This window comes from Pseudomonas sp. MWU12-2037, from assembly GCF_023242345.1.
Lineage (GTDB): Bacteria > Pseudomonadota > Gammaproteobacteria > Pseudomonadales > Pseudomonadaceae > Aquipseudomonas > Aquipseudomonas gingeri_D.
Genome location: NZ_JALLIZ010000015.1, coordinates 116,175 through 139,708 on the forward strand (window position 1 = coordinate 116,175; position 23,534 = coordinate 139,708).

The following is a 23,534-nucleotide window of genomic DNA, read 5'->3' on the forward strand; positions in this document are numbered from 1 at the left end:
GGCGCGGGAGTTTACCAGCCTTCAGGGGATCAGGCCCATGCGGCGTTTGGCGCGCTGGGCGGAACCGTTGCGCATGGCCCAGCGCAACAACGGCGCGCTGCGTTTGACGCCGGCCCGGATGACCTGGCGTTGCAGCGGGTTTTGCGACTGGCCGAGCATCTCGCCGGCCCAGTCCGGCAGCAGGTCGATACCGGCCTGCATCATCAGGCTGCCGAACGGCTGTGCCAGGCGACTCGGGGCGGGGGCGGCGAGCAGCAGGCGCAACACTTCGCGGCTGCGGGCATCGCAGAGCAGTTGCGGGCGCATGCGTTGCAGGTAGTCGGCGATGGCCTGGCGTGAGCGGGGTACATCCTGTGCGCCCAGGCGTTCGGCGATCACGGCGATTTCATCGTAGTAGCGGTCCTGGTCCGCCGGCGACAGCTGCGGGTTGCGGTAACGCAGATGGGCCTTGAGAAAGCTGCTGACCTCGGCCACATGCACCCAGGTCAACAGCTCCGGGTCGCTGGCGGCGTAAGGCCGGCCATCCGGCGCGGTGCCGACCACCTGCAGGTGGATGGTGCGGACCTTGTCGATCAACCACTCGGCGTCCTTGCGCGAGCCGAAGGTGGTCCCGGCAATGAACTGGCTGGTACGGCGCAAGCGCCCGAGCATGTCCTGGCGAAAGTTCGAATGGTCCCAGACCCCTGCCAGGGCCAGCGGGTGCAGGGCTTGCAGCATCAGCGCGCTGATGCCGCCGATCAGCATGCTGCTGAAGTCGCCATGCACCTGCCAGCTCACCGAGCCCGGGCCGAAGAGGCCGGGGTCGCCCTTGGGGTTTTCCAGGTCGAGCATGCCCAGGGACAGGCCGGTCAGGCTCATAAGCTGGGTTTCGATGCGGCGGCGAAGGAATTCCATGCTGGCTCGGTCAATAGGGCGGCGAACAACGTCCACCGCCCGGGGTTCAGGGATTGAGGCGCTGCTCGATCAGGCCGTCGACCACGCTCGGGTCGGCCAGGGTCGAGGTGTCGCCGAGGCTGTCCAGCTCGTTGCTGGCGATCTTGCGCAGGATACGCCGCATGATCTTGCCCGAGCGGGTTTTCGGCAAGGCCGGGGCCCACTGGATCAGGTCCGGCTTGGCAAAGCTGCCGATTTCCTTGCCGACCAGGGCCAGCAGCGCTTTTTTCAGCGTGTCGTCGACCTCGACGCCTTTCATCGGGGTGACGAAGGCATACAGGCCCTGGCCCTTGAGGTCGTGGGGATAACCGACCACGGCGGCCTCGGCGACGCTGTCATGCAGCACCAGGGCGCTTTCCACTTCGGCGGTGCCGATACGGTGGCCGGAGACGTTGATCACATCATCGATACGACCGGTGATCCAGTAGTCGCCGTCCTCGTCGCGGCGGGCGCCGTCGCCCGTGAAGTAGTAACCGGGATAGGGCTTGAAATAGGTTTCGAGCATACGCCGCGGGTCGCCATAGACGCTGCGGATCTGCCCTGGCCAACTGCTTTTCAGGGCGAATACGCCGCTGCCAGCGCCACTGATTTCCTGACCTTGCTCATCCAGCAGGACCGGCAGCACGCCGAACATCGGCTGGGTCGCGCAGCCGGGCTTGATCCGGCTGTTGGCGATCAGCGGGGTGAGCATGATGCCGCCGGTCTCGGTCTGCCACCAGGTGTCGACGATGGGGCAGCGTTGCTCGCCGACGGCATTGAAATACCATTCCCAGGCTTCCGGGTTGATCGGCTCGCCGACACTGCCGAGCAGGCGCAGGCTGGCCCGCGAGGTGTTTTCCAGCGGTGCCGGGCCTTCGCGCATCAGGGCGCGCAGGGCGGTGGGCGCGGTGTAGAAGATATTCACCTGATGCTTGTCGATGACCTGCCAGAAACGCGAGGAGTCCGGATAGTTCGGCACGCCTTCGTAGATCAGGCTGGTCGCGCCGTTGGCCAGTGGGCCGTAGACGATATAACTGTGGCCGGTGACCCAGCCGACATCGGCGGTGCACCAGAAGACTTCGCCGGGGCGATAGTCGAACACGTACTGGAAGGTCATGGCGACCTGCAGCAGGTAGCCGCCGGTGCTGTGCAATACCCCTTTGGGTTTGCCGGTGCTGCCGGAGGTGTAGAGGATGAACAGCGGGTCTTCGGCGTCCATCGGCTCGCAGGGGCAGTCGGCGCTGATACCGTGCAGGGCTTCGTGGTACCAGAGGTCGCGGTCCGCGACCCAGTTCACCTCGGCCTGGGTGCGTTCCACCACCAGCACGGTGCTGACATTCGGGCAACTGAGCAGCGCCTGGTCGACATTCTGCTTGAGGGGTACGTATTTGCCGCCGCGCACGCCTTCATCGGCGGTGATCACCGTGCGGCAGTCGGCATCGAGGATGCGGTCGCGCAGGGCATCGGGGGAAAAACCGCCGAAGACCACCGAGTGGATGGCGCCGAGGCGCGCGCAGGCGAGCATGGCGTAGGCGGCTTCGGGAATCATCGGCATGTAGATGCACACCCGGTCGCCTTTCTTCACGCCACGGGCCTTGAGCACATTGGCCAGGCGGCAGACGTTGTGGTGCAGTTTGCGGTAGGTGATCTGCGCCGATTCGCTGGGGTTGTCGCCTTCCCAGACCAGGGCGATCTGGTCGCCACGGCTGTCGAGATGGCGGTCGATGCAGTTGTAGCTGGCATTCAATTGCGCGCCGGCGAACCAGCTGGCCTGGCCGGTATGCAGGTCCCAGTGCTGGACGCTGTCCCAGGGTCTGGACCAGTCGAGAAAACGTTTGGCCTGTTCGGCCCAGAAGGTATCGGGTTGGTCGATGGACTGGCGGTAGAGGCGCTGGTAGTCGTCCTGACTCAATTGCGCGGCCTGACGCACGGCGTCGGCCTTGGGGAAGGTGCGAAGATCGAACATGGCGTTTCCTTGTTCTTGTCTACGACAAGTCTCAAGGGTGCGCTCTGTTGTGGCGGGGTTCAAGCGGATAAAAGGTCGAACCTGCACCGACTGGCCTCCCGGGCCAAGACGCCCGGGAGGCCACTGTCTTGACACGGTCCTTGTAGGAGCAGGGCTTGCCCGCGAAGGGGCCTTCGAAGCCGCCAAAAGCTTCGCGGGCAAGCCCTGCTCCTACAGGTTCGGTGGTGTCCCGGGTAGATGGGGCTGCCCGGGAGGCTGCTATCAACCGCGATGACGACCGCGGAAGTAGTTGATCAGGCCCTGGGTCGAAGCATCTTCTGCCGAGGACTCTTCGCTGCCGGTCAGGCGGTTGTAGACGCCCTTGCCCAGCTCCTTGCCCAGCTCCACGCCCCACTGATCGAAGGCGTTGATGCCCCAGATCACGCTCTGCACGAAGACCTTGTGTTCGTACATCGCCACCAGGGCGCCGAGACGACGCGGGCTGATACGCTCGACCACCAGGGTGTTGCTCGGACGGTTGCCCGGGATCACCTTGTGCGGTGCCAGTTTCTGCACCTCGGCTTCGCTCAGGCCCTTGTCACGCAGCTCGCGTTCCGCTTCGTCGCGGGTCTTGCCGAGCATCAGCGCCTGGCTCTGGGACAGGCAGTTGGCGTACAGCCACTGATGGTGGTCGGCAACCGGGTTGAAGCTGACGATCGGCACGATAAAGTCGGCCGGGATCAACTGGGTGCCCTGGTGCAGCAACTGGTGGTATGCATGCTGGCCGTTGCAGCCGACGCCGCCCCAGATCACCGGACCGGTATCGGTGGACACCGGCGTGCCGTCCTGGCGCACGCTCTTGCCGTTGGATTCCATGTCCAGCTGCTGCAGGTGCTTGGTGATGTTGCGCAGGTAGTGGTCGTACGGCAGGATCGCATGGCTCTGCGCACCCCAGAAGTTGCCGTACCAGACACCCAGCAGGGCCAGCAGCACCGGCATGTTCTGTTCGAACGGCGCGGTCTGGAAATGCTGGTCCATGGTGTAGGCACCGGACAGCAGCTCCTTGAAGTTCGACATGCCGATGGCCAGGGCGATCGGCAAGCCGATGGCCGACCACAGCGAGTAACGCCCGCCGACCCAGTCCCACATCGGGAAGATGTTCTCTTCACGGATGCCGAAGGCCACGGCCGCGGCGTTGTTGCTCGAGACCGCGATGAAGTGCTTGTACAGCTCCGCTTCGGAGCCGCCCTGGGCCAGGTACCAGTCACGGGCGGCACGGGCGTTCTTCAGGGTTTCAAGGGTGGTGAAGGTTTTCGACGAGACGATGAACAGGGTGGTCTCGGCGCGGATCTTCGCCGACAGCTCATGGAACTCACTGCCATCGATATTCGCCAGGTAATGGCAGCGCACACCTTTATGGGCGTAGGACAGCAACGCCTCGGACACCAGCTCCGGCCCCAGGAACGAACCACCGATACCGATGTTCACCACGTCGGTGATCGGTTTTTCGCTGTAGCCGCGCCACAGGCCGTCGTGGATTTTTCCGACCAGCTCGGTCATCTGGTTCAGCACTTTGTGCACGTCGGGCATCACGTTGACGCCGTTGACCGAGAGCTTGTCGCCCACCGGGCGGCGCAGGGCGGTGTGCAGGGCCGGGCGACCTTCGGAGGCGTTGACCAGTTCACCGGCAAACAGCGACTTGATCGCGCCTTGCAGGTCGACTTCATTGGCCAGGCCCACCAGCAGGTTGCGGGTTTCCTGGGTGATCAGGTTCTTGGAGTAGTCGAGGAACAACCCGCAGCTGCTGAGGGTGAACTGATTGAAGCGCTGCGGATCGGCATTGAAAGCTTCGCGCATGCTGAAATCGTGCATGTTGTCGCGGTGTTGGTTCAGCGCCTGCCAGGCGGGCAGGGTGGTCACGTCGTGAGGAGTGCGGTAGTACGCCATCGCTGCGGGTTTCCTTTTACGAGAGCTGCCTTTTGGACATTTGGCTTTTTGGACACCAGAAACGCCGGAACGTCCTGCTTTTGTCGCTGGCAGTGTCCGGCAACCTGCATCAGCACGGTTGAATGAGGCAGGGGCGATTACAGTACCGCTCGCGCCTGCATCTGTCTTGGCTTTGTCTGACCTTTCCTCGGTACTTTTTCGCACTCTCGGGGACGAAAGGCGTTTTCGCGTATACGTTTGGATGGTGATCAGGCGACCTGCACCGGAATCGAGTGGCTGGTGTGGCTCAGTTCGTTGCCCGGGGCCATGTACAGCATGCGCGGTTTGAAATCCACCAGTTCGGCTTCGCTGTAATGGGCGTAGGCGCAGATGATCACCCGGTCGCCGACGCCGGCCTTGTGGGCGGCGGCACCGTTGACCGAGATGATCCGCGAGCCTTCCTCGCCGCGAATGGCGTAGGTGGTGAAACGCTCGCCGTTGTCGACGTTGTAGATCTGGATCTGTTCGTATTCACGGATCCCGGCCAGGTCCAGCCACTCGCCGTCGATGGCGCAGGAACCTTCGTAATCGAGCACCGCGTGGGTGACTTCGGCGCGATGCAGTTTGGCTTTGAGCATGATGGCGTGCATGGGGTGTTTCCTCGGTCGGATCCTCGTGCGGCGCCACGCATGTGTGCTGCGTGGCGCCGGGCGGCGGCAGTTTGCCCGAAGCCGTGGGGCCGGGCAATCGGGCGGTCAGGCCGGGCTGTCGAGGTTCAGGTGCAGGTTGTCGATCAGGCGCGTGGTGCCGAGGAAGGCGGCGACCAGGATCACCAGGTCACGGTCCTCGGGCGTCGCCGGGCGCAGGTTCAGGGCGTGGCGGATTTCCAGGTAGTCGGGCCGGAAGCCGGCGCTTTCGATCTGCCGGGTCTGTTCGGCCAGTAGCTTGGGGTAGTCGCGTTCGCCCTGTTCGATGGCTTCGGCGATCTGCTTCAGGCTGCGATACAACGCCGGAGCCTTGGCCCGCTGTTGTTCGTCGAGAAAGCCGTTACGCGAGGACAGCGCCAGGCCGTCGGCGGCGCGCACGGTCGGTTCGCCGATGATCTGGATCGGCATGTTCAGGTCATGCACCAACTGCCGGATCACCGCCAGTTGCTGGAAGTCCTTCTGGCCGAACACCGCCAGGTCCGGCTGGACCATGTTGAACAGCTTGCTGACCACGGTCGCCACGCCTTCGAAATGCCCTGGACGGCTGGCGCCGCACAGGCCTTCGGAGAGTTGCGGAACGCTGACGCGGGTCTGGCCGTCCATGCCGCCGGGGTATATTTCCTCGACACTGGGGGCGAACAGCAGATGGCAACCGGCCTGGAGCAGTTTCTCCTGGTCGGCGGCGAGGGTCCGTGGGTACTTGTCGAGGTCTTCGTTGGCGCCGAATTGCAGCGGGTTGACGAAAATGCTCGCCACCACGAAGTCCGCCCGTTGCGCAGCCTTGGTCACCAGGGCCGCGTGGCCGCTGTGCAGGTTGCCCATGGTCGGCACGAAACCGATGCGCTTGCCTTCGCCGCGGGCGCGCGCCACGGCGGCGCGCAGTTCGAGAACGGTCTTGACTGTGTTCATGCACTGAATCCGTGTTCGATCCCAGGGAAAGTGACGGCCTTGACCTCACTGACGTAGGCACTCAGGGCGCCATGCAGGCTGTCCTGGCCGGCCATGAAGTTCTTCACGAACTTGGGCACGCGACCGCTGATGGACAGGCCGAGCATGTCGTGCAGGACCAGGACCTGGCCGTCGGTGGCGCTGCCGGCACCGATGCCGATCACCGGGACCTTCACCGCCTGGGTGATTTCCGCGGCCAGTTCGCTCGGCACGCATTCAAGCAGGATCATGGCCGCGCCGGCCTGTTCCAGGGCGATGGCGTCGGCGCGCATCTGCCGGGCCTGGGCTTCGCCGCGGCCCTGGACCTTGTAGCCGCCGAAGATGTTCACCGACTGTGGGGTCAGGCCCATGTGCACGCACACCGGGACGCCGCGTTCGGCCAACTGGCGGATGGATTCGGCGAGCCAGGCGGCGCCTTCGACCTTGACCATATGCGCACCGGCTTGCATCAACAGGCCGCTGTTGTGAAAGGTCTGCTCGAGGGTGGCGTAGGCCATGAACGGCAGGTCGGCAATGATGAAGGCGCCCTGGTTGCCGCGTTTGACACTGGCCGTGTGATAGCAGATATCGGCGACGGTAACGGGCAGCGTGCTGTCATGCCCTTGGGTAACCATGCCCAGCGAATCGCCGATCAGCAGCACTTCGACACCGGCCGCGCAGCTGGCGTGGGCGAAGGTGGCGTCGTAGCAGGTCAGCATGGTGATTTTTTCACCCTTTTGCTTGAGGCCTTGCAGGGTGGTCAGGGTAATGTCTGGCATGAAAAAGTCCTCATTAGGCGCCGTGCAAATGACTGCGAGTAACGCGCGTGATTCGTCGTGTATACAGGCGCACGTTCTGATGTCGTGCTTGCAAAGCCTGGATTGCGCCCTTCAAACGCCGCAGGGGCGGCAACGGGACGCCTATAGTCGTGAGGAGAACTGGGGAAGTCAATCGTGTGTGTTACCGCAATGTTACGCCGGGAGTGTTACCGGCGTAACTGATGCGATTCAGCAGTGGGAGGGCTGCAGGCGTTCCAGGCCGACGAACGGGCAATCCGCCAGCAGCGCCTTGAGGCTGCGGCCATCGGCCAGCTGCAAATCTGCCGGAGCCAGTTCCGCCAGGGGGTAGAGCACGAACGCCCGGGCCTGCATATGGTAATGCGGGACCTTCAGGCGCGGCTCGTCGATCAGCCGCTCACCGAACAGCAGGATATCCAGGTCAAGGGTACGCGGCCCCCAGCGCTCATGCCGTTCGCGACCCTGGTCGATTTCGATGGCTTGCAGCGCATCCAGCAGCGCCAGGGGCGTCAGGTCGCTGTCGAGGGCGACGACGGCATTGGTGTAGCGCGGCTGACCGGGCAGCAGCGAATCGCTCTGGTAGAACGCGGAAACGCCCGCCAGCACAGTGTCGGGCAGTTGCCCCAGGGCCTGGACGGCGTTGCGCAATTGCTCCGCCGGGTCCGCCAGGTTGCTGCCCAGCCCGATATACACGTGTTCCATCGACTTACTCGTCCGTACCGGCGGCACGCTTGCGCTTGCCGGCGGTGCTGCGTCGACGTTTGCGCGGACCGCTGCCGGTACCGTCGTCCTTGCTGCCCAGGTCACGGATCATGTCGCGTCGACCGGCGTCATTGGCATCCTGGTAGTCCGTCCACCATTCGCCCAGGCCATCGGTCTCTTCGCCGGCGGTTTCGCGCAGCAGCAGGAAGTCGTAGCCGGCGCGGAAGCGTGGGTTGTCCAGCAACAGGTCGGCACGTTTGCCGCTGCGCCGTGGCAGGCGTTCCTGCATATCCCAGATTTCGCGGATCGGCAGGGTGAAGCGCTTTGGAATCGCAATGCGCTGGCACTGTTCGCTGATCAGCTCGTGGGCGGCTTCCTGCATCGCCGGAATCGGCGGCATGCCCTTCGCCTGCAGACGCAGCACACGGCCCGGCAAGGCCGGCCAGAGCAGCGCGGCAAACAGGAACGCCGGGGTCACCGGCTTGTTCTGCTGGATGCGCAGGTCGGTGTTGACCAAGGCTTCGCTGATCAGGGTATGGGTGTAGGTCGGATTGTGTTCCAGGGCCTCGAAGCTGGCCGGGAACAGCGGCTCGAACAGCTTGAGGTCGACCAGCATTTCGAAGGTGTCGGCGGCATACCCCGAGAGGAACAGCTTGAGCACTTCTTCGAACAGGCGCGCCGACGGGATCTCGCGGAGCATCGGTGCCAGCTTGCGAATCGGCGCGACGGTGTGCTTCTCGATACCGAAGTCCAGCTTGGCGGCGAAACGCACGGCCCGCAGCATCCGTACCGGGTCTTCCTGGTAACGCTGGGTCGGATCGCCGATCAGGCGGATCAGGCGATTGCGGATATCGTGTACGCCGTTGGCGTAGTCGAGGATGCGCTCGCTGACCGGATCGTAATACAGGGCGTTGATGGTGAAGTCGCGGCGCTGGGCGTCGTCTTCGAGGGTGCCGTAGACGTTGTCGCGCAGAATCCGCCCGCTTTCGTTACGCGAGGACTGATTGCTGTCCTCGTCTTCGTCCTGCGGGTGGTTGGCGCGAAAGGTCGCGACCTCGATGATTTCCCGACCGAAGTGGATATGCACCAGCTTGAAGCGACGACCGATGATCCGGGCGTTGCGGAATTCGGCGCGGATCTGCTCCGGCGTGGCGCTGGTGGCGACGTCGAAATCCTTGGGCGTGATATTGAGCAGCATGTCGCGCACGCAACCGCCGACCAGATAGGCCTGGTAACCGGCGTTCTGCAGGCGTTCGACGATGTTGACCGCATACCGGCTGAACTGGGCCTTTTGCAACGAGTGCTGGCCACTGTTGAGCACTTCAGGGGTGCTGCGTTTATGTTGCGTTCGACGCGAGGGAGAACGTAATGACTGGAACAGCTTCTTCAGCATGGGAGGCACTGTTTGAAGGAATATTCGGCCACCTCAAAGAATGACCGCACGATGGGCGAGGATTCTAGCATTTAGTCGAGGGATGGTGTAGGAAGCCGCCGCAGTATCGGCCAGGGACCGTGATAGAGGGCCTGCCGTGGGCGTTGTGAAGGCTGCCAATCAATCGGGAGCGGTGGGGCTGAGCAGGGCGGGCGGGTCTGTATCGCGGAAACTACAAGGGGAGCCGAAGCTCCCCCAGAAGTAGTTGCGTGCTCTATTTTTATTATGGTTTCGGGCTTCTTGTTTTTGTTGATCGCCCTGTGCCACTAGGCTTCAAGCCAGTGGGCTCTCCCAATCGGGAGCCAAGAGCAAACGGATTGCTTTGATCGCTGCAGTGTAATGATCCAGAGGATCCAACCAGTTCAGGCGCTGCTTTGAGGGCAGTTTTTGTTGTTCTCGGCCTGGTCGCGGGGCAAGCCCCAATTACAGTACTTCTCCAAAAGAATCAGTTAGCTACGCCTCTCGCCGTGTTGTTTTTATTGTGCGTGAGTCGATACGTCTTGTTTTTATTGTCTGGTGCAGTGCTTGTTATTGTTCTTGTACCAAAGCTATAGCAGGTGCCGTGCCAACTTTTTAGAAACCCCGTAAACATTGGGTTTTCCCGAGAAAATGGTTTTTTTCAGGCGAAAAAAAACCGGATCTTCGTTACCGATAGACCCGGCTTTTGTTACGTGAAAATCCCGGGGTAACAGTTTTTTCACAAGGTGCGGTGTTACCTGTGGAGGCGCCCCCGGCTCAGCTCTCGCTGGCCACCCCGGTCTTGCGCCGTGGAATGCCCAGGCGCTGGCGCCGTTCCCACAGGCACTTGCGGCTGACCCCGAGTTTGCGTGCCAGCTCGGTCTCGGTCATATGGTCCTGGTGCTCGAGGACGAAGTGCTGGAAGTAGTCTTCCAGTGACAGGTCCTCGGTCGGCTCATGGCTGGCGTTACTGGCGCTGGCCTGTTGCGGCACCAGGCCGATGAATTCTTCCTCTTCCAGATCCCCGAGCTCGATGTCGATGCCCAGCAGGTCGGCGGAAATTTCCGGGCTTTCGCACAGGATCACCGCGCGCTCGACCGCATTCTCCAGTTCGCGGACGTTACCCGGCCAGGAGTAATGGCGAATGGCTTGCTCGGCGTCGGGAGCGAAGCGCAGGTCGGTACGACCCACTCGTGCGCTCTGGCGGGCGAGGAAAGCATTGGCGATCTCGTTGACGTCGGCGCCACGCTCGCGCAAGGCCGGCAGCTTCAGGGCGATCACGTGCAGGCGATAGTAAAGGTCTTCGCGGAACTGGCCGATCTTGGCCAGGCTCTTGAGGTCGCGGTGGGTCGCGGCGATCAGGCGCACATCGACTTTCTGCGACTGCACCGAGCCGACCCGACGGATCTCGCCTTCCTGCAATACCCGCAGCAGGCGTGCCTGGGCTTCGAGGGGCAGCTCGCCGATTTCGTCGAGGAACAGCGTGCCGCCGTCCGCCGCTTCCACCAGGCCGGCGCGACCGGCGCTGGCCCCGGTGAAGGCGCCTTTTTCGTGGCCGAACAGTTCGGATTCGATCAGGCTTTCGGGAATCGCCGCGCAGTTGACCGAGATCATCGGCGCCTTGGCGCGCTTGGACAGGTTGTGCAGGGCGCGGGCCACCAGCTCCTTGCCGGTACCCGACTCGCCCTGGACCAGGACGTTGGAGTCGGTGGGCGCGACTTTGCGGATCTTGCTGTAGAGGTCCTGCATCGGCGGACAGGAGCCGATGATGCCGATTTCGCCATTGGTGTTGTTGGCACCGGCTTTTTCCGCCGCGCCATTGCCCTTGCCGGCGACTTTCTCGGCCGGCGCGCCTTGGTTGCCCTGGCGATCACGGAGGATGCGGGCCACGGCCTGGAGCATCTCGTCGTGGTCGAACGGCTTGGCGATGTAGTCCACCGCGCCCATCTTCATCGAGTCCACGGCCGAGCGCAGGCTGGCGTAGCTGGTCATGATCAGCACGGGGGTGCCCTGGCCGAGCTTGATCAGCTCGGTGCCGGGAGCGCCGGGCAGGCGCAGGTCGCTGACGATCAGGTCGAACGAGGGGATACTGAAACGTTCCTGGGCTTCCTGCACCGAACCGGCTTCGCTGACCTGGTACTGATTACGTTCCAGCAGGCGACGCAGGGCGGAGCGGATAATGGTTTCGTCTTCGACGATCAGAATGTGCGGCATTGATTCGGTTCTCTCGACGGTCTCAGTTCACAGTGGACGTCGCTTCGACATGACGCGGCAGGGTGACCCGGATACGGGTGCCACGTTGGCTTTGGATGTCAGCCGGGCTGTCGATGGTGATTTGTCCATAATGCTCTTCAACGATGGAATAGACCAGAGCAAGGCCCAGACCGGTGCCCTCGCCTGGATCCTTGGTGGTGAAGAAGGGTTCGAACAATCGGTCCATGATGTTCTTCGGGATACCCGTGCCTTCGTCCTCGACGATCAGGTCGACGGTGTGTTCGAAAGCTTCGCTCTTGACCCGCACCGCACCACCCGCGGGTGAGGCGTCTCGGGCATTGGAGAGCAGGTTGATAAGCACCTGGGCCAGGCGTTGGGAATCGCCATCGACCCAGTGCTCGGGATCGCACAGGTTGAAGAACTGTACTTCGAAGTTACGCCGGTTCAAGGCCAGCAGACCAATGGCATCCTGGGCGACCTCGGCCAGACAGACGGCTTCGTCGTTGTGCTGGTGACTGCCGGCGTGGGCGAAGCTCATCAGCGACTGGACGATGCGCGAGACGCGTTTGGTCTGTTCGAGGATCTGTCCGCTGATTTCGGTCAGTTCGCTGTCGTCCTCGCGCTCTTCGCGCAGGTTCTGCGCCAGGCAGGCGATACCGGTGATCGGGTTGCCGATCTCGTGGGCCACGCCGGCCGCCAGCCGACCGATGCTCGCCAGCCGCTCGGAGTGCACCAGCTTGTCTTCGAGCATCTGGGTTTCGGTGAGGTCCTCGACCAGCAGCACCAGGCCGCTGTTGCCCGGCGCCAGTGGCTCGTCGATGGCGGCCTTGTGCAGGTTCAGCCAGCGGGTCTGGCCGTCGAGGGCCAGGTGCTGCTTGTGCAGGTGTTCGTCGGGCAGGTTGATAAAACCCTGCAGCAAATCCTTCCACGGCTCGCCGAGGGTGCTCAGGCGTGAGCCGACCACACGTTGCGCGGCGACCCCGGTGAGCTCTTCCATGGCCTTGTTCCACATCAGGATCTCCTGGTCCTTGGCCAGCGAACAGACGCCCATCGGCAGTTCCTGCAGGGTCTGGCGGTGGTAGCGGCGCAGGGCGTCGAGTTCGGCGGCAAGGCCGGTGAGACGCGAGTGGTAGTCTTCCAGGCGGCTTTCGATGAAGTGGATGTCTTCGGTGACATAGCTTTCGCCACCGGCCTTGTAGGGCAGGAAGGTCTCCACCATGTCCTGGGCCACGCTCGGGCCCATCAGCCCGGAGAGGTTGGCTTCAATGCGGTCACGCAGGCGGCGCAGGGCGTAGGGGCGACGCTCGTCGAAGGGCAGGTAGAGATCGCGCAGGGCCTGTTCAACTTCTTTCTGCGCGGCCTTGGCCCCCAGCGGCTTGGCCAGCTGGGTAGCGAATTCCTGCGGAGAGGCGGCGTGCAGCTCGCGGCGTTGCGGCCGGCGCACATTGTCCACCGCACAGGCTTCGGCGGCGCTGGCCTCTTCCGGGCTGGCGCTGGTGAATAGCGAGATCAGGGTGAACATCAGCACGTTGGCCGCCAGGGAGGCGATGGCCGCCATATGCCAGCTGGTGTCGTCGAGCACATAGATCATGTTCAGCAGCGGTACATAGAAGCCCTGCAGATTGCCGACCAACGGCAGCAGCATGGTCACCAGCCAGACCAGGATCCCCGCCAGCAGGCCGGCAATGAAACCGCGCCGGTTGGCGGTCGGCCAGTACAGCACCGAGAGCACGCCGGGGAGGAATTGCAGGGTCGCGACAAAGGCGACGATGCCCAGGTGGGCGAGGTCCTGCTCGGCACCCAGCAACAGGTAGAAACCATAGCCGGCCATGATGATGGCGACGATCAGGGCGCGGCGCGTCCACTTCAGCCAGCGATAGATATTGCCTTCGGCCGGCGGCTGGTAGAGCGGCAGCACCAGGTGGTTCAGGGCCATGCCCGAGAGCGCCAGGGTGGTGACGATAATCAGCCCGCTGGCGGCCGAGAGTCCGCCGACGTAGGCCAGCAGGGCCAGGGCCTCGTTGTTGGCGGCAATGCCGATGCCGAGGGTGAAGTATTCCGGGTTGGTGGTGGCGCCGAGCTTGAGTCCGGCCCAGAGAATCAGCGGCACCGCCAGGCTCATCAGCAGCAGGAACAGCGGCAGGCCCCAGCTGGCGCTGACCAGGGAGCGCGGGTTGAGGTTCTCGGTGAAGGTCATGTGATACATGTGCGGCATCACAATGGCCGAGGCGAAGAACACCAGCAGCAGGGTGCGCCACGGACCTTCCTGCAACGGCGTGTGCAACGCGGCCAGGGCGGTCTGGTTCTGCAGCAGCCAGAGCTCGAGCTGCTGCGGGCCGTCGAACACTCCGTACAAGGCGTAGAGGCCAACTCCGCCGATGGCGATCAGCTTGATCACCGACTCGAAGGCAATGGCGAACACCAGGCCTTCGTGTTTTTCCCGGGTGGCGATATGCCGCGAGCCGAAGAAGATGGTGAACAGGCTGATCAGCGCGCAGAAGCTCAGGGCTACCCGGTGCTGCACCGGTTCGCGGGTGAGGATGCCGATGGAGTCGGCCACCGCCTGGATCTGCAACGCCAGCAGCGGCAGCACGCCGATCAGCATGAAGACCGTGGTCAGGGCACCGGCCCAGGTACTGCGGAAGCGGAAGGCGAACAGGTCGGCCAGGGACGAGAGCTGGTAGGTGCGGGTGATCTTCAGGATCGGGTAGAGCAGCACCGGCGCCAGCAGGAAGGCGCCGGAAACCCCGAGGTAACTGGAGAGAAAGCCATAGCCGTACTGGTAGGCCAGGCCCACCGTGCCATAAAACGCCCAGGCACTGGCGTAGACGCCCAGGGACAGGGTGTAGGTCAGCGGGTGGCGGATGATCGAGCGTGGGATCACCCCGCGTTCACTGATCCAGGCCACGCCGAACAACGCCAGCAGGTACGCGGCGCTGATCAGCAGCATCTGGGTCAGGCTAAAGCTCATCGGCATCTTTTTGGCTCTGCAGGATGAAGGTCACGACGATCAGGATCAGCCAGAGCAGATAAGGGCGATACCAGGCGCCGGTGGCGTCGATCCACCAGTCCATGATGGCCGGCGAGAACAGGTAGATCCCGACCACCAGCAGCAGGACCAAGCGATAGATGTACATCCCGGCCTCTCTTTATTGTGTGCGTGCCCGAAAACGTGCGGCGATGGTAACGGATGGGCGCCAACCTGCAAGGGGCGTCAGTGCAATTGCGCTTCGGCCAGGGTGGCTGTCCTGGGAATCAGTGTGGCATCCCAATGGCCGATACCCCAGTCCAGCACCTCCCGCGGCGTGCCCTGTTCCAGTGCGGCGGGCGGGTGTTGCCCCAGTGTACGCAGGGCGCGCATCAGCAAGGGGGTTGCCTGGTCGGCCGCCAGCGGCGGCGAGCGGTAGGACTTGCCGAGTTTGTGGCCATCCGGCTGGATGATCAGTGGCACGTGCAGGTAACGCGGCTGCGGCAGCCCGAGCAGCTCCTGCAGGTAGAGCTGGCGTGGCGTGGAGTCCAGCAGGTCGGCGCCGCGGACGATATCGGTCACCCCTTGCCAGGCGTCGTCCAGCACCACCGCCAGTTGGTAGGCGTAGAGCCCGTCGCGGCGGCGGATTACAAAATCGCCGGCCTCACGGCCCAGATGCTGCTGGAACGAACCTTGTACCCGGTCTTCAAAGCGATAGCTCAGCTCCGGCACACGCAGGCGAATGGCGGCATTCTCGATGCCGTGGCCGAGGTTGCGGCACAAGCCGGGGTAGATCCCGTGGTAGGGCTCCAGCTCCTTGCGCGAACAGGTGCAGGCGTAGGCCAGGCCCTGGCTGAACAAGCGCTCGAGGACCTGGGCATAGGCGTCGTGACGTTCGCTCTGGCGGACCAGCTCGCCGTCCCATTCGAAGCCGTAGCGTTGCAGGGTATCGAGGATCGAGGCCTGGGCACCGGGTTCTTCGCGCGGCGGGTCGAGGTCTTCCATGCGCAGCAGCCAGCGTCCGCCGACCGAGCGGGCGTCGAGGTACGAGGCCAGGGCGGCGACCAGTGAACCGAAATGCAGGTGGCCGCTGGGCGTGGGGGCGAAGCGTCCGATATAGGCGGGGGTGGCAGTCATGGTTCGGATATTACTGGAGAATCCGTAGGCGATAAGCCGCGTCGGCGACACAAATGAAAACGGAGCGTTCGCACGCTCCGTTTGCTCAGGTTTCGGCAGGGACTACTTGCCGACCTGTTTTTCCTTGATTTCCGCCAGGGTCTTGCAGTCGACGCACATGTCGGCGGTCGGTCGGGCTTCCAGCCGGCGGATGCCGATCTCGACGCCACAGGACTCGCACCAGCCATACTCTTCGTCTTCGATGAGCTGCAGGGTCTTGTCGATTTTCTTGATCAGTTTGCGCTCGCGGTCGCGGGCGCGCAGTTCGAGGCTGAACTCTTCTTCCTGGCTGGCACGGTCAGCCGGGTCAGGGAAGTTCGCCGCTTCGTCCTTCATATGATCAACGGTACGGTCGACTTCATGCATCAATTCCTGCTTCCATTTCTGCAGGATCTTGGTGAAGTGCTTGCGCATGGGCTCGCCCATGTACTCCTCGCCCTTGCTTTCAACATAGGGTTCGAAGCCGCCGATCTTTGGCTCAGTGCTTTGCTGCTTTGCTTGGGTGGGCATGAATGGACCGCCTCTACTCTTCTAATCCATTGCGCAGGATTTCAACATCACCGACACCTGCCGGCCCTGCGGCTGCAAGCGGGCGAACTTACCAGATCGAATCGGGGTGCGCTACTCCCGGTTGTCGAGGCTGGACTTGTCGAGTCGAACGTCGTGACTGAACGTCCCCCTCCTACAAGAAGCGGGCCAATATATGCCGGATGGAAGACGTCAGCTTCATGAAGCAATGGTTAATTGTTTATTTTAGTCAATCTTCCGGGGAACGTAGGATGCTTTAAACATTCCAGGGTGATCGAGGTTGGGTAGAATCGGTCTATCGCCCATTCCCCGTCAAATCAAGGAAGGCCCATGACTCAGCACTACAGCGCGCGCAGCCGCGCAATCGAACCCTTTCATGTGATGGCGCTGCTGGCGCGCGCCAATGAGTTGCAGGCCGCCGGGCATGATGTGATCCACCTCGAGATCGGTGAGCCGGACTTCACCACCGCCGCGCCGATCATCCGCGCCGGCCAGGCCGCGCTGGAGACGGGTAAGACCCGTTATACGGCGGCACGTGGGCTGCCGCAATTGCGTGAGGCGATAGCAGGCTTTTATCAGCAGCGTTACGGGCTGGATATCGATCCGCAGCGTATTTTGATCACTCCGGGTGGTTCCGGTGCGCTGCTGTTGGCCACCAGTTTGCTGGTGGACCCCGGTAAACACTGGCTGCTTGCCGATCCGGGCTACCCGTGCAACCGGCATTTCCTGCGCCTGGTCGAGGGCGCGGCGCAACTGGTGCCGGTCGGGCCTGAGGTGCGTTATCAGCTCACCGCCGACCTGGTGGCGCGGCATTGGGACCAGGACAGTGTCGGCGCCCTGGTGGCATCGCCGGCCAACCCCACCGGGACCCTGCTGACGCGGGACGAACTGGGGGCGCTGTCGGCGGCGGTCAAGGAGCGTCATGGCCATCTGGTGGTGGACGAGATCTATCACGGCCTGACCTACGGCTGCGATGCGGCCAGCGTGCTGGAAGTCGATGACAGCGCCTTTGTGCTCAACAGCTTTTCCAAATATTTCGGCATGACCGGCTGGCGGCTGGGCTGGCTGGTGGCGCCGCCGGAAGCGGTGGCGGACCTGGAAAAACTCGCGCAGAACCTCTACATCAGTGCGCCGAGCATGGCCCAGCATGCGGCGCTGGCCTGTTTCGAACCGGCGACCCTGAGCATTCTCGAAGAGCGCCGGGCCGAGTTCGGGCGCCGTCGCGACTTCCTCTTGCCGGCGTTGCGCGAGCTGGGTTTCGGGATCGCCGTGGAGCCCCAGGGCGCTTTCTACTTGTACGCCGATATCAGCGCGTTCGGCGGTGATGCCTTCGCGTTCTGCCGGCATTTCCTCGAAACCGAACATGTGGCCTTTACCCCGGGGCTGGACTTCGGTCGTCACCTGGCCAGCCATCATGTGCGGTTTGCCTACACCCAGAGCCTGCCGCGCCTTGAGCAGGCGGTGGAGCGGATTGCCCGGGGTCTGCGGAGCTGGCAAGGCTGATGCGTTTTTCTCCTGCCCTCGAAGAAGGTCGTCTGATCCAGCGCTACAAACGTTTCCTGGCGGACATCGAAACCGCCTCCGGCGAGTTGCTGACCATTCACTGTCCCAATACCGGCTCGATGCTCAATTGCATGGTGCCGGGCGGGCAGGTCTGGTTCAGTCGCTCCAATGACCCCAAGCGCAAGTTGCCCGGCACCTGGGAGATCGGTGAAACCCCCCAGGGGCGATTGGCCTGCGTGAATACCGCGCGGGCCAATCCTTTGGTCGAGGAAGCGCTGCGCGCCGGGGTCATCAGCGAACTGAACGGTTTTACCGCTTTGAAGCGTGAAGTGGCCTACGGTCAGGAGAACAGCCGGATCGACTTTCGTCTCGACTATCCGGCGGGGCCGGCGTTTGTCGAAGTCAAAAGCGTCACCCTCGGCTTCGACGGTACGGCGGTGGCGGCCTTTCCGGATGCGGTGACCCAGCGCGGCGCCAAGCATCTGCGCGAGCTGGCCACCCTGGCACGCGAAGGTGTGCGGGCGGTGCAGCTGTATTGCGTGAACCTGACCGGCATCGAGGCGGTGCGGCCGGCCGAGGAAATTGATCCGGGTTATGCCGCGGCCCTGCGTGAAGCGGTGGCGGCCGGGGTCGAGGTGCTGGCCTATGGGGTGAGCCTGACGCCGGAGGAGATCCGCGTCGATCGCCGATTGCCGGTGCGGCTCTAGCGGCTCACGGCGTCAGCCAGATGCCCTGCGCGTCTTCCGTGCAAGGGATCGCCAGCAGTGACTGCCCGGCGCAAGGTCCGGCCACGCACTCACCGCTTTCAATCAGGAACAGCGCGCCGTGGGTTGCGCACTGGATCAGGCTGGCGCTGGGGTCGAGAAACTGGTCGGGTCGCCACTCGAGGGGGATGCCGCGGTGCGGGCAGCGATTCTGGTAGACATAGACCCGGCCCTCGCGGCGCACGGCCAACAGCGGCCGCCCGTCCACATCAAAACCACGACTGCTGTTGTCGGCCAGGGTGTTCGAGTCGCAGAGAAATTTCATGTTGATCCTTTAGGGAGCCTCGCACCTGTTTGTCCTCGTCGCCGGGCTGGCGCTCAGCCATGCCGTCCTGGCGACCGAACTGCCGCTGCGCTGGGTCAGCGCCGGCGGGGCGTTGTCGGAATGGGTCAGTGTCCTGGGGGCGGAGTCTAAATTGGTCGGGGTCGATACCACCAGCCAGCATCCTGAATCCCTGAAAGCCTTGCCGAGTATCGGCTACCAGTAGTGGGTAGGACGCATCTTGTTCTGATGTGGGTCGAGTCCCGGTCTTTGGTTGACACATGCCTTGGCGCGGACGAGTCCTTTATCCTGCTGCCCATAGCGTATTTCGCCTCATCCGGCAGCCAGGAACGCCGAGGAGGCGCCTCGGACGCTTGTCAGGTTTATGCAACGATCCGGATTGGGAGTGAAGATGAAGCAGATGAATGAGGCCGATCAACAACTGGCACGCCAGGCCATTGGCCTGCTCGACTTGACCTCGCTGAGTGGCGATGACGATGACGAGCGCATCCTTTCGCTTTGCCAGCGGGCGCAGACGCCATTCGGTCCGGTGGCGGCGGTGTGCGTGTTTCCACGTTTTGTCGCCCTGGCGCGGCGGGCTCTCGATGCGCAGGGCGGGCAGGCGATCCGGGTCGCCACGGTGGTCAACTTCCCCCATGGCGGACCGAATGTCGCCTCGGTGGTCGCTGAAACCCTGGAGGCGATCGCCGCCGGCGCCAATGAGGTGGACCTGGTCTACCCCTATCGCTCGTTGTTGATGGGCGATGCGCAGACCGGCCTGAGCATGGTCGCCGCCTGTCGTGATGCCTGCCAGGGGCGGGCCAAACTCAAGGTGATCCTGGAGACCGGTGAGTTGCGCGACCCGCAGATGATCCGCCAGGCCAGCCAGGACGCGATTGCCGCCGGCGCCGACTTTCTCAAGACCAGTACCGGCAAAGTCCTGGTCAATGCGACCGAACAGGCCGTGCGCATCATGCTTGAAGCCATTGCCGAGCGGGGCGGGCTGGTGGGGCTGAAGGCTTCCGGCGGCATCCGCACCTTCGATGATGCGCGGACCTATATCGAACTGGCGCGCGCGCGTTTCGGCGCTGCCTGGGTCAACGCCGATCACGTGCGGCTCGGGGCTTCCGGCTTGCTGGATGAGTTGCTGGCGCGACTGGAATCTCCGGTCGCGCCGGAGGTCGGGGAGGCCTGACGCACCTGGGGGGCCGGGATCTCTGCCGGCTGGCTTTCGGGCAGGCAAAAAAAGACCCGGCAAAAAGCCGGGTCAATAACCGTGATTAGCCTGATGAGGAGATAATCTGAGAGTCCGAACCAGGGCCTTCCAGAAAATCCAACCGATCTCGCGATCAGCTGTGATAATCATAACGATTCTCATTTCTAAGTCAATGTCTTTTTCTCGACCGTTCGTCCAGGGTGCGACGCCGGATGAGTGATCGAGTGTCGCGGTGGTTCAGCGCGCCGTGCCGATGGCGCTCAGGCGCGTGACTTCCTTGTTCAGCAAATCGATGCGTCGGGCCATGCTTTCGATCAAGCTGTGGGCGATGCGCGGGTTGCTCTGGGTCAGGCTGAGGAATTGCTCCTTGGGGATCAGCATGACCGTGCACGGCTGGCTGGCGATCACGCTGGCGCTGCGTTTCTCGCCGGTGAACACCGCCATGGCGCCGAAAATCTCGTCCTTGGGCACATCGCCGACCTTGTGCCCGTCGACAAAGGCCTCGGCGTGTCCGTCGGTAATGATGAAGACATGGTCGGCATCGTCACCTTGGCGGATCATCACTTCACCACTGGCCACCTGCTGGAAGCCGTTGCTGCTGCGAAATTCCGGCTGTTTCAGGCGGGTGACGGCGTCGGAGAGCAGGGCGGTCTGGCCGATCAGGTAACGCAGCAGCGCTTCGGCGCGGCTTTCGTCGGCGTAGATATGGGTGAAGAGGTCGGTGCGCCGGTAGGGAATCAGACGCAGCGGGTTGTCGCTGCTCAGCACGCAGCGCGGCCAGTCGATGCCCTGGCGCAATCCGACCAGGTCGCCTTCATGCAAATAGAATAATGCACGCTCGTCGACCCGGGCATGCAGCAGGCCGCTGTCGATCAGGAACACCTGATCGGCGGGCAGCAAGGCACCGAGGTCAGCGATTTGCTCAAGCTCCAGGGGGGCCGCGCAGGGGGGCAAACCTTTGAGCAGCTGTGCCGGAATCGTCTGCAGACGATTGATCAGTTCTTCGGCGTAGGCCGGTTGCTCCCCGAGTAGATACATGCCAAACCTGCGAAATCAGTTTTTATGACGCGACGATATCGCGTCCAACTGTTTATTCAAGGCTTCTTTGCGTTCTTGAGGGATATCGTTCCAATGAATGTCCATCAAGGCGCCTTCGATCGCATACAACAGCACTTTCGATGCCCGGAATCCGCGGGTTCGTACCGCGCGGTAGGCATCCACCGCTCCCAGTCGACGCAAATCCGATGCGCTGTGGATACCCACCGCGTGCAGCCATTGCGCCGACGTCTTGCCAAGGTTCTTCAGGTGTTGCAGTTCATCGTTCATCAAGCCTCCTTGCGACGGCCGAACGCTGCGTGGACGAGAGTAGGCAAGCCTGAAAAGGAGTGTAGGCGGTCAGTAGGAAAAACGTGGTTCTTTGCTCGGCGTTGGTGCAAATGCTTCTAAGCCGCGGCTTTCTCCAACGCTGGCCGGCAGCACAGGGATGGCGCGCAAAGGGAAAAATCGTACAGCAGGAGCCTTGTCGAGGCCGTGAGCAGGCACCAGACGGCAGGCGCTGCCGCCATCCTCGAGCCCCTCCGCGAGGGCTAGGCGCTGTAGCGCAGACGCGTACCGAACTGCATCGACATGAGAATCTCGGCCGGGGTCAGTTCCACGGGGAAGTAAGCGCCGGAAATCTGCGCATGGGCCACGCTGGCACCGACCAGGATGGATTTCTGCAGATCTACGCCACGCAGATCGGCGGAGCGGAAGTAGGCATCGGTGAAGTCGATCCCCTCGGCATTCAGTTCGCGCAGGTCCAGGCCACGGAAGTCACCGCCGCGCATGTCGATCGGACCGTCCTTGGGGCGGGCCTTGTTGAAGCCGGCAATGTCATCCTTGTGCAGCAGGGCAAACAAAGGTGAGTCGAGCAGCTTGGGATGGCTCATGAGACGTCTCCTGTTGGAATTATGACGCCAGTATAATGCCACTATGTTTCAGCCGTGAAGCACTTGCGGCCCCACGGCTGAAATAGTTTTTACAGACCCGGCAGACGCTGGCGAATCTGCTCGACCAGGGCGTCGAGGCTCCCGCTTTCATGGGTTTCGACACGCTTGGTGCGCAGTACTTCATCGGCGCTCAGGGCCTCGCGGCTGGCTTGCTGGGCGGCGATCACTTCCAGTGTAGCGTCGGATGGGTCGACGGCATCGGCCTGGCGCCGGGCCAGCCAGCTTTCGATCACGGCCTGTGGGGCGTTGCAATTTAGGATCAGGCACGGTACGCCAGTGGCTTCGGCAACCTGGGCGGCGGCGTTGCGTTGCTCGCGCTTGAGGTAGGTGGCGTCGATCACCACCGGGAAGCCGGCGCGCAGGACGGTGTCGGCGATTTCATGCAGGCGCTGGTAGGTGCTCACGCTGGCGTCGCGGCTATAGATGCCGTCGCCGACGTTGTTTTCGACTTGCTGGTCGCCGAACAGGCGTTTGCGTTCGACATCCGAGCGCAGGCGTACGGCGCCCAGGGCTTCCACCAGGCGCAGGGCGACATGGCTCTTGCCGACGGCGGAGACGCCACTGGTGATGGCCAGGAAGCGCGACGGAATGGTGCTGTAGCTTTCCGCCAGATTGGCGTAGTTGCGGTACTGGCGCATGCTGCTGGCGCGTTGCACCGGATCTTCGGCCGGCATGCTGAACAGCGCGACCTTGGCGCGCACCAGGGCACGATAGGCCTTGTAGAAGTTCAGCAGGGCCAGGCCCTGGTAGTCGCCGGTCAGCTCCAGGTACTGGCTGATAAAGCGTCGGGCCAGGCTCTTGAGGCCACGGTCTTCGAGGTCCATCGCGAGGAAGCCGGTGTCGGCGTAGACGTCGGTGAAGCGGAAGGGTTCGTTGAACTCGATGCAGTCGAAGATCACCACCTTGCCGTCGATGACGGTGGCGTTGCCCAGGTGGATGTCGCCGTGGCATTCACGAATGAAACCTTCTGCCTTGCGCTGGGACAGCAGCGGCTTGAGGCGCTCGAAACTGGTTTCGGCCCAGGCTTGCAGGGCGTCGAGTTGCAGCAGGTCGGCCTTTTCGCTGAGGAAGGGGCGGATCTGTTCGAAGTTCTGCCGGACCGGGTCCATGACCGCCTCTGGAGTGCCCTGGTAGTGATCTTTCGGCACTTCGGGGGCGCTCTGGTGGAACGCGGCGATCTGTCGGGCCATTTCGTCGATGTGCACGGTGGTCAGTTCACCGTTGGCCTGCAGTGTGCTCAGCAACTGGCTCTGCGGGAACTGGCGCATTTTCAGCACATATTCGATGACCGGACCGCTGCCGCCCAGAACGGGGGCCTCGACGCTGCCGGTGATCGGCAGGACTTCCAGGTACAGGTCGTGGGTCAGGCGCTGGTTCAGGCGCAGTTCTTCCGCGCAGAAATGTGCGCGAGCGCTCAGTTCGGTGAAGTCGAGGAAGCCGAAGTTGACCGGTTTCTTGATCTTGTAGGCATAGGGCCCGGTGAGCAGGACCCAGGAAATGTGGGTTTCGATAACCTGGAAGCTTTCCACCGGATGCGGGTAGAGGGCCGGGTTTTGCAGGGCGGTAATCAGGGACTGGCTCACTGGCGATCCTTCAAGGGGACGGTAAA

Annotated in this window: 21 protein-coding genes and 1 pseudogene; 4 read left to right on the top strand and 18 right to left on the bottom strand. The window is 63.1% G+C overall.

Going from position 1 to position 23,534, the window contains the following annotated elements; all coding sequences use genetic code 11:
* Nucleotides 1-21 precede the first annotated feature (21 nt).
* From M5B42_RS23735 to dksA, 13 genes are all read right to left on the bottom strand, one after another.
* Nucleotides 22-894 (bottom strand): oxygenase MpaB family protein, encoded by an 873-nt coding sequence (locus M5B42_RS23735; RefSeq protein ID WP_248747197.1) that lies wholly within the window; start codon nt 892-894, stop codon nt 22-24.
* Nucleotides 895-940: 46 nt separating this feature from the next.
* Nucleotides 941-2,878 (bottom strand): acetate--CoA ligase, encoded by a 1,938-nt coding sequence (acs, locus tag M5B42_RS23740; RefSeq protein WP_248747198.1) that lies wholly within the window; start codon nt 2,876-2,878, stop codon nt 941-943.
* 261 nt (nt 2,879-3,139) lie between these two features.
* Nucleotides 3,140-4,804, bottom strand: coding sequence for a glucose-6-phosphate isomerase (pgi, locus tag M5B42_RS23745; RefSeq protein ID WP_103495476.1), 1,665 nt, complete (start codon nt 4,802-4,804; stop codon nt 3,140-3,142).
* 248 nt (nt 4,805-5,052) lie between these two features.
* Nucleotides 5,053-5,433 (bottom strand): aspartate 1-decarboxylase, encoded by a 381-nt coding sequence (gene panD / locus M5B42_RS23750; RefSeq protein WP_040064140.1) that lies wholly within the window; start codon nt 5,431-5,433, stop codon nt 5,053-5,055.
* A 105-nt stretch (nt 5,434-5,538) separates the two neighbouring features.
* The gene (panC, locus tag M5B42_RS23755; protein WP_248747199.1) at nt 5,539-6,399 is read right to left on the bottom strand and encodes a pantoate--beta-alanine ligase; all 861 of its coding nucleotides are present in this window, start codon (nt 6,397-6,399) and stop codon (nt 5,539-5,541) included.
* Nucleotides 6,396-7,196, bottom strand: coding sequence for a 3-methyl-2-oxobutanoate hydroxymethyltransferase (gene panB / locus M5B42_RS23760; protein ID WP_103495474.1), 801 nt, complete (start codon nt 7,194-7,196; stop codon nt 6,396-6,398). The genes panC and panB overlap by 4 nt, the downstream gene beginning before the upstream one ends.
* A gap of 228 nt (nt 7,197-7,424) precedes the next feature.
* Nucleotides 7,425-7,916 carry a 2-amino-4-hydroxy-6-hydroxymethyldihydropteridine diphosphokinase gene (gene folK / locus M5B42_RS23765; protein WP_103495473.1) on the bottom strand — a complete coding sequence of 164 codons (492 nt, stop codon included), beginning with the start codon at nt 7,914-7,916 and terminating at the stop codon, nt 7,425-7,427.
* Between the two features lie 4 nt (nt 7,917-7,920).
* Nucleotides 7,921-9,309 carry a polynucleotide adenylyltransferase PcnB gene (locus tag M5B42_RS23770; RefSeq protein WP_103495472.1) on the bottom strand — a complete coding sequence of 463 codons (1,389 nt, stop codon included), beginning with the start codon at nt 9,307-9,309 and terminating at the stop codon, nt 7,921-7,923.
* 774 nt (nt 9,310-10,083) lie between these two features.
* Complete coding sequence (locus M5B42_RS23775; RefSeq protein WP_103495471.1) at nt 10,084-11,520, bottom strand: sigma-54 dependent transcriptional regulator; 1,437 nt, start codon at nt 11,518-11,520, stop codon at nt 10,084-10,086.
* 22 nt (nt 11,521-11,542) lie between these two features.
* A complete protein-coding gene (locus tag M5B42_RS23780) occupies nt 11,543-14,497 on the bottom strand; it encodes a sensor histidine kinase (RefSeq protein WP_248747200.1) in 2,955 nt (984 codons plus the stop codon).
* Entirely contained in the window at nt 14,481-14,657 is a 177-nt protein-coding gene (locus M5B42_RS23785; RefSeq protein WP_003176118.1) for a hypothetical protein, read from the bottom strand. The genes M5B42_RS23780 and M5B42_RS23785 overlap by 17 nt, the downstream gene beginning before the upstream one ends.
* A gap of 77 nt (nt 14,658-14,734) precedes the next feature.
* On the bottom strand, nt 14,735-15,625 hold the full coding sequence (gene gluQRS / locus M5B42_RS23790; protein ID WP_177101989.1) for a tRNA glutamyl-Q(34) synthetase GluQRS: 891 nt from the start codon (nt 15,623-15,625) through the stop codon (nt 14,735-14,737).
* A gap of 102 nt (nt 15,626-15,727) precedes the next feature.
* Nucleotides 15,728-16,174, bottom strand: a complete 447-nt coding sequence (dksA, locus tag M5B42_RS23795) for an RNA polymerase-binding protein DksA (protein WP_100939578.1) — start codon at nt 16,172-16,174, stop codon at nt 15,728-15,730.
* A 348-nt stretch (nt 16,175-16,522) separates the two neighbouring features.
* Here dksA and M5B42_RS23800 point away from each other — a divergent pair, with 348 nt between their 5' ends.
* Both M5B42_RS23800 and sfsA read left to right on the top strand, forming a co-directional pair.
* Nucleotides 16,523-17,695 carry a pyridoxal phosphate-dependent aminotransferase gene (locus tag M5B42_RS23800; protein WP_177101987.1) on the top strand — a complete coding sequence of 391 codons (1,173 nt, stop codon included), beginning with the start codon at nt 16,523-16,525 and terminating at the stop codon, nt 17,693-17,695.
* The gene (sfsA, locus tag M5B42_RS23805) at nt 17,695-18,402 is read left to right on the top strand and encodes a DNA/RNA nuclease SfsA (protein ID WP_248747201.1); all 708 of its coding nucleotides are present in this window, start codon (nt 17,695-17,697) and stop codon (nt 18,400-18,402) included. The genes M5B42_RS23800 and sfsA overlap by 1 nt, the downstream gene beginning before the upstream one ends.
* 4 nt (nt 18,403-18,406) lie before the next feature.
* Here the strand turns inward: sfsA and M5B42_RS23810 are convergent, their stop codons facing one another.
* Complete coding sequence (locus tag M5B42_RS23810) at nt 18,407-18,724, bottom strand: Rieske (2Fe-2S) protein (RefSeq protein ID WP_152737610.1); 318 nt, start codon at nt 18,722-18,724, stop codon at nt 18,407-18,409.
* Nucleotides 18,725-18,749: 25 nt separating this feature from the next.
* Between M5B42_RS23810 and M5B42_RS23815 the strand changes: the two are divergent.
* Nucleotides 18,750-18,944, top strand: a pseudogene (locus tag M5B42_RS23815) (hemin ABC transporter substrate-binding protein); the annotation flags it as partial.
* 189 nt (nt 18,945-19,133) lie between these two features.
* Nucleotides 19,134-19,916, top strand: coding sequence for a deoxyribose-phosphate aldolase (deoC, locus tag M5B42_RS23820; RefSeq protein WP_177101983.1), 783 nt, complete (start codon nt 19,134-19,136; stop codon nt 19,914-19,916).
* Nucleotides 19,917-20,174: 258 nt separating this feature from the next.
* Here the strand turns inward: deoC and M5B42_RS23825 are convergent, their stop codons facing one another.
* From M5B42_RS23825 to M5B42_RS23840, 4 genes are all read right to left on the bottom strand, one after another.
* Entirely contained in the window at nt 20,175-20,975 is an 801-nt protein-coding gene (locus M5B42_RS23825; protein ID WP_103495464.1) for a cyclic nucleotide-binding domain-containing protein, read from the bottom strand.
* 15 nt (nt 20,976-20,990) lie between these two features.
* Nucleotides 20,991-21,263, bottom strand: a complete 273-nt coding sequence (locus M5B42_RS23830; RefSeq protein WP_100939569.1) for a TfoX/Sxy family protein — start codon at nt 21,261-21,263, stop codon at nt 20,991-20,993.
* Between the two features lie 260 nt (nt 21,264-21,523).
* Entirely contained in the window at nt 21,524-21,865 is a 342-nt protein-coding gene (locus tag M5B42_RS23835) for a pentapeptide repeat-containing protein (RefSeq protein ID WP_103495463.1), read from the bottom strand.
* An 89-nt stretch (nt 21,866-21,954) separates the two neighbouring features.
* A complete protein-coding gene (locus M5B42_RS23840; RefSeq protein ID WP_248747202.1) occupies nt 21,955-23,508 on the bottom strand; it encodes a bifunctional aminoglycoside phosphotransferase/ATP-binding protein in 1,554 nt (517 codons plus the stop codon).
* Between the last annotated feature and the right edge of the window lie 26 nt (nt 23,509-23,534).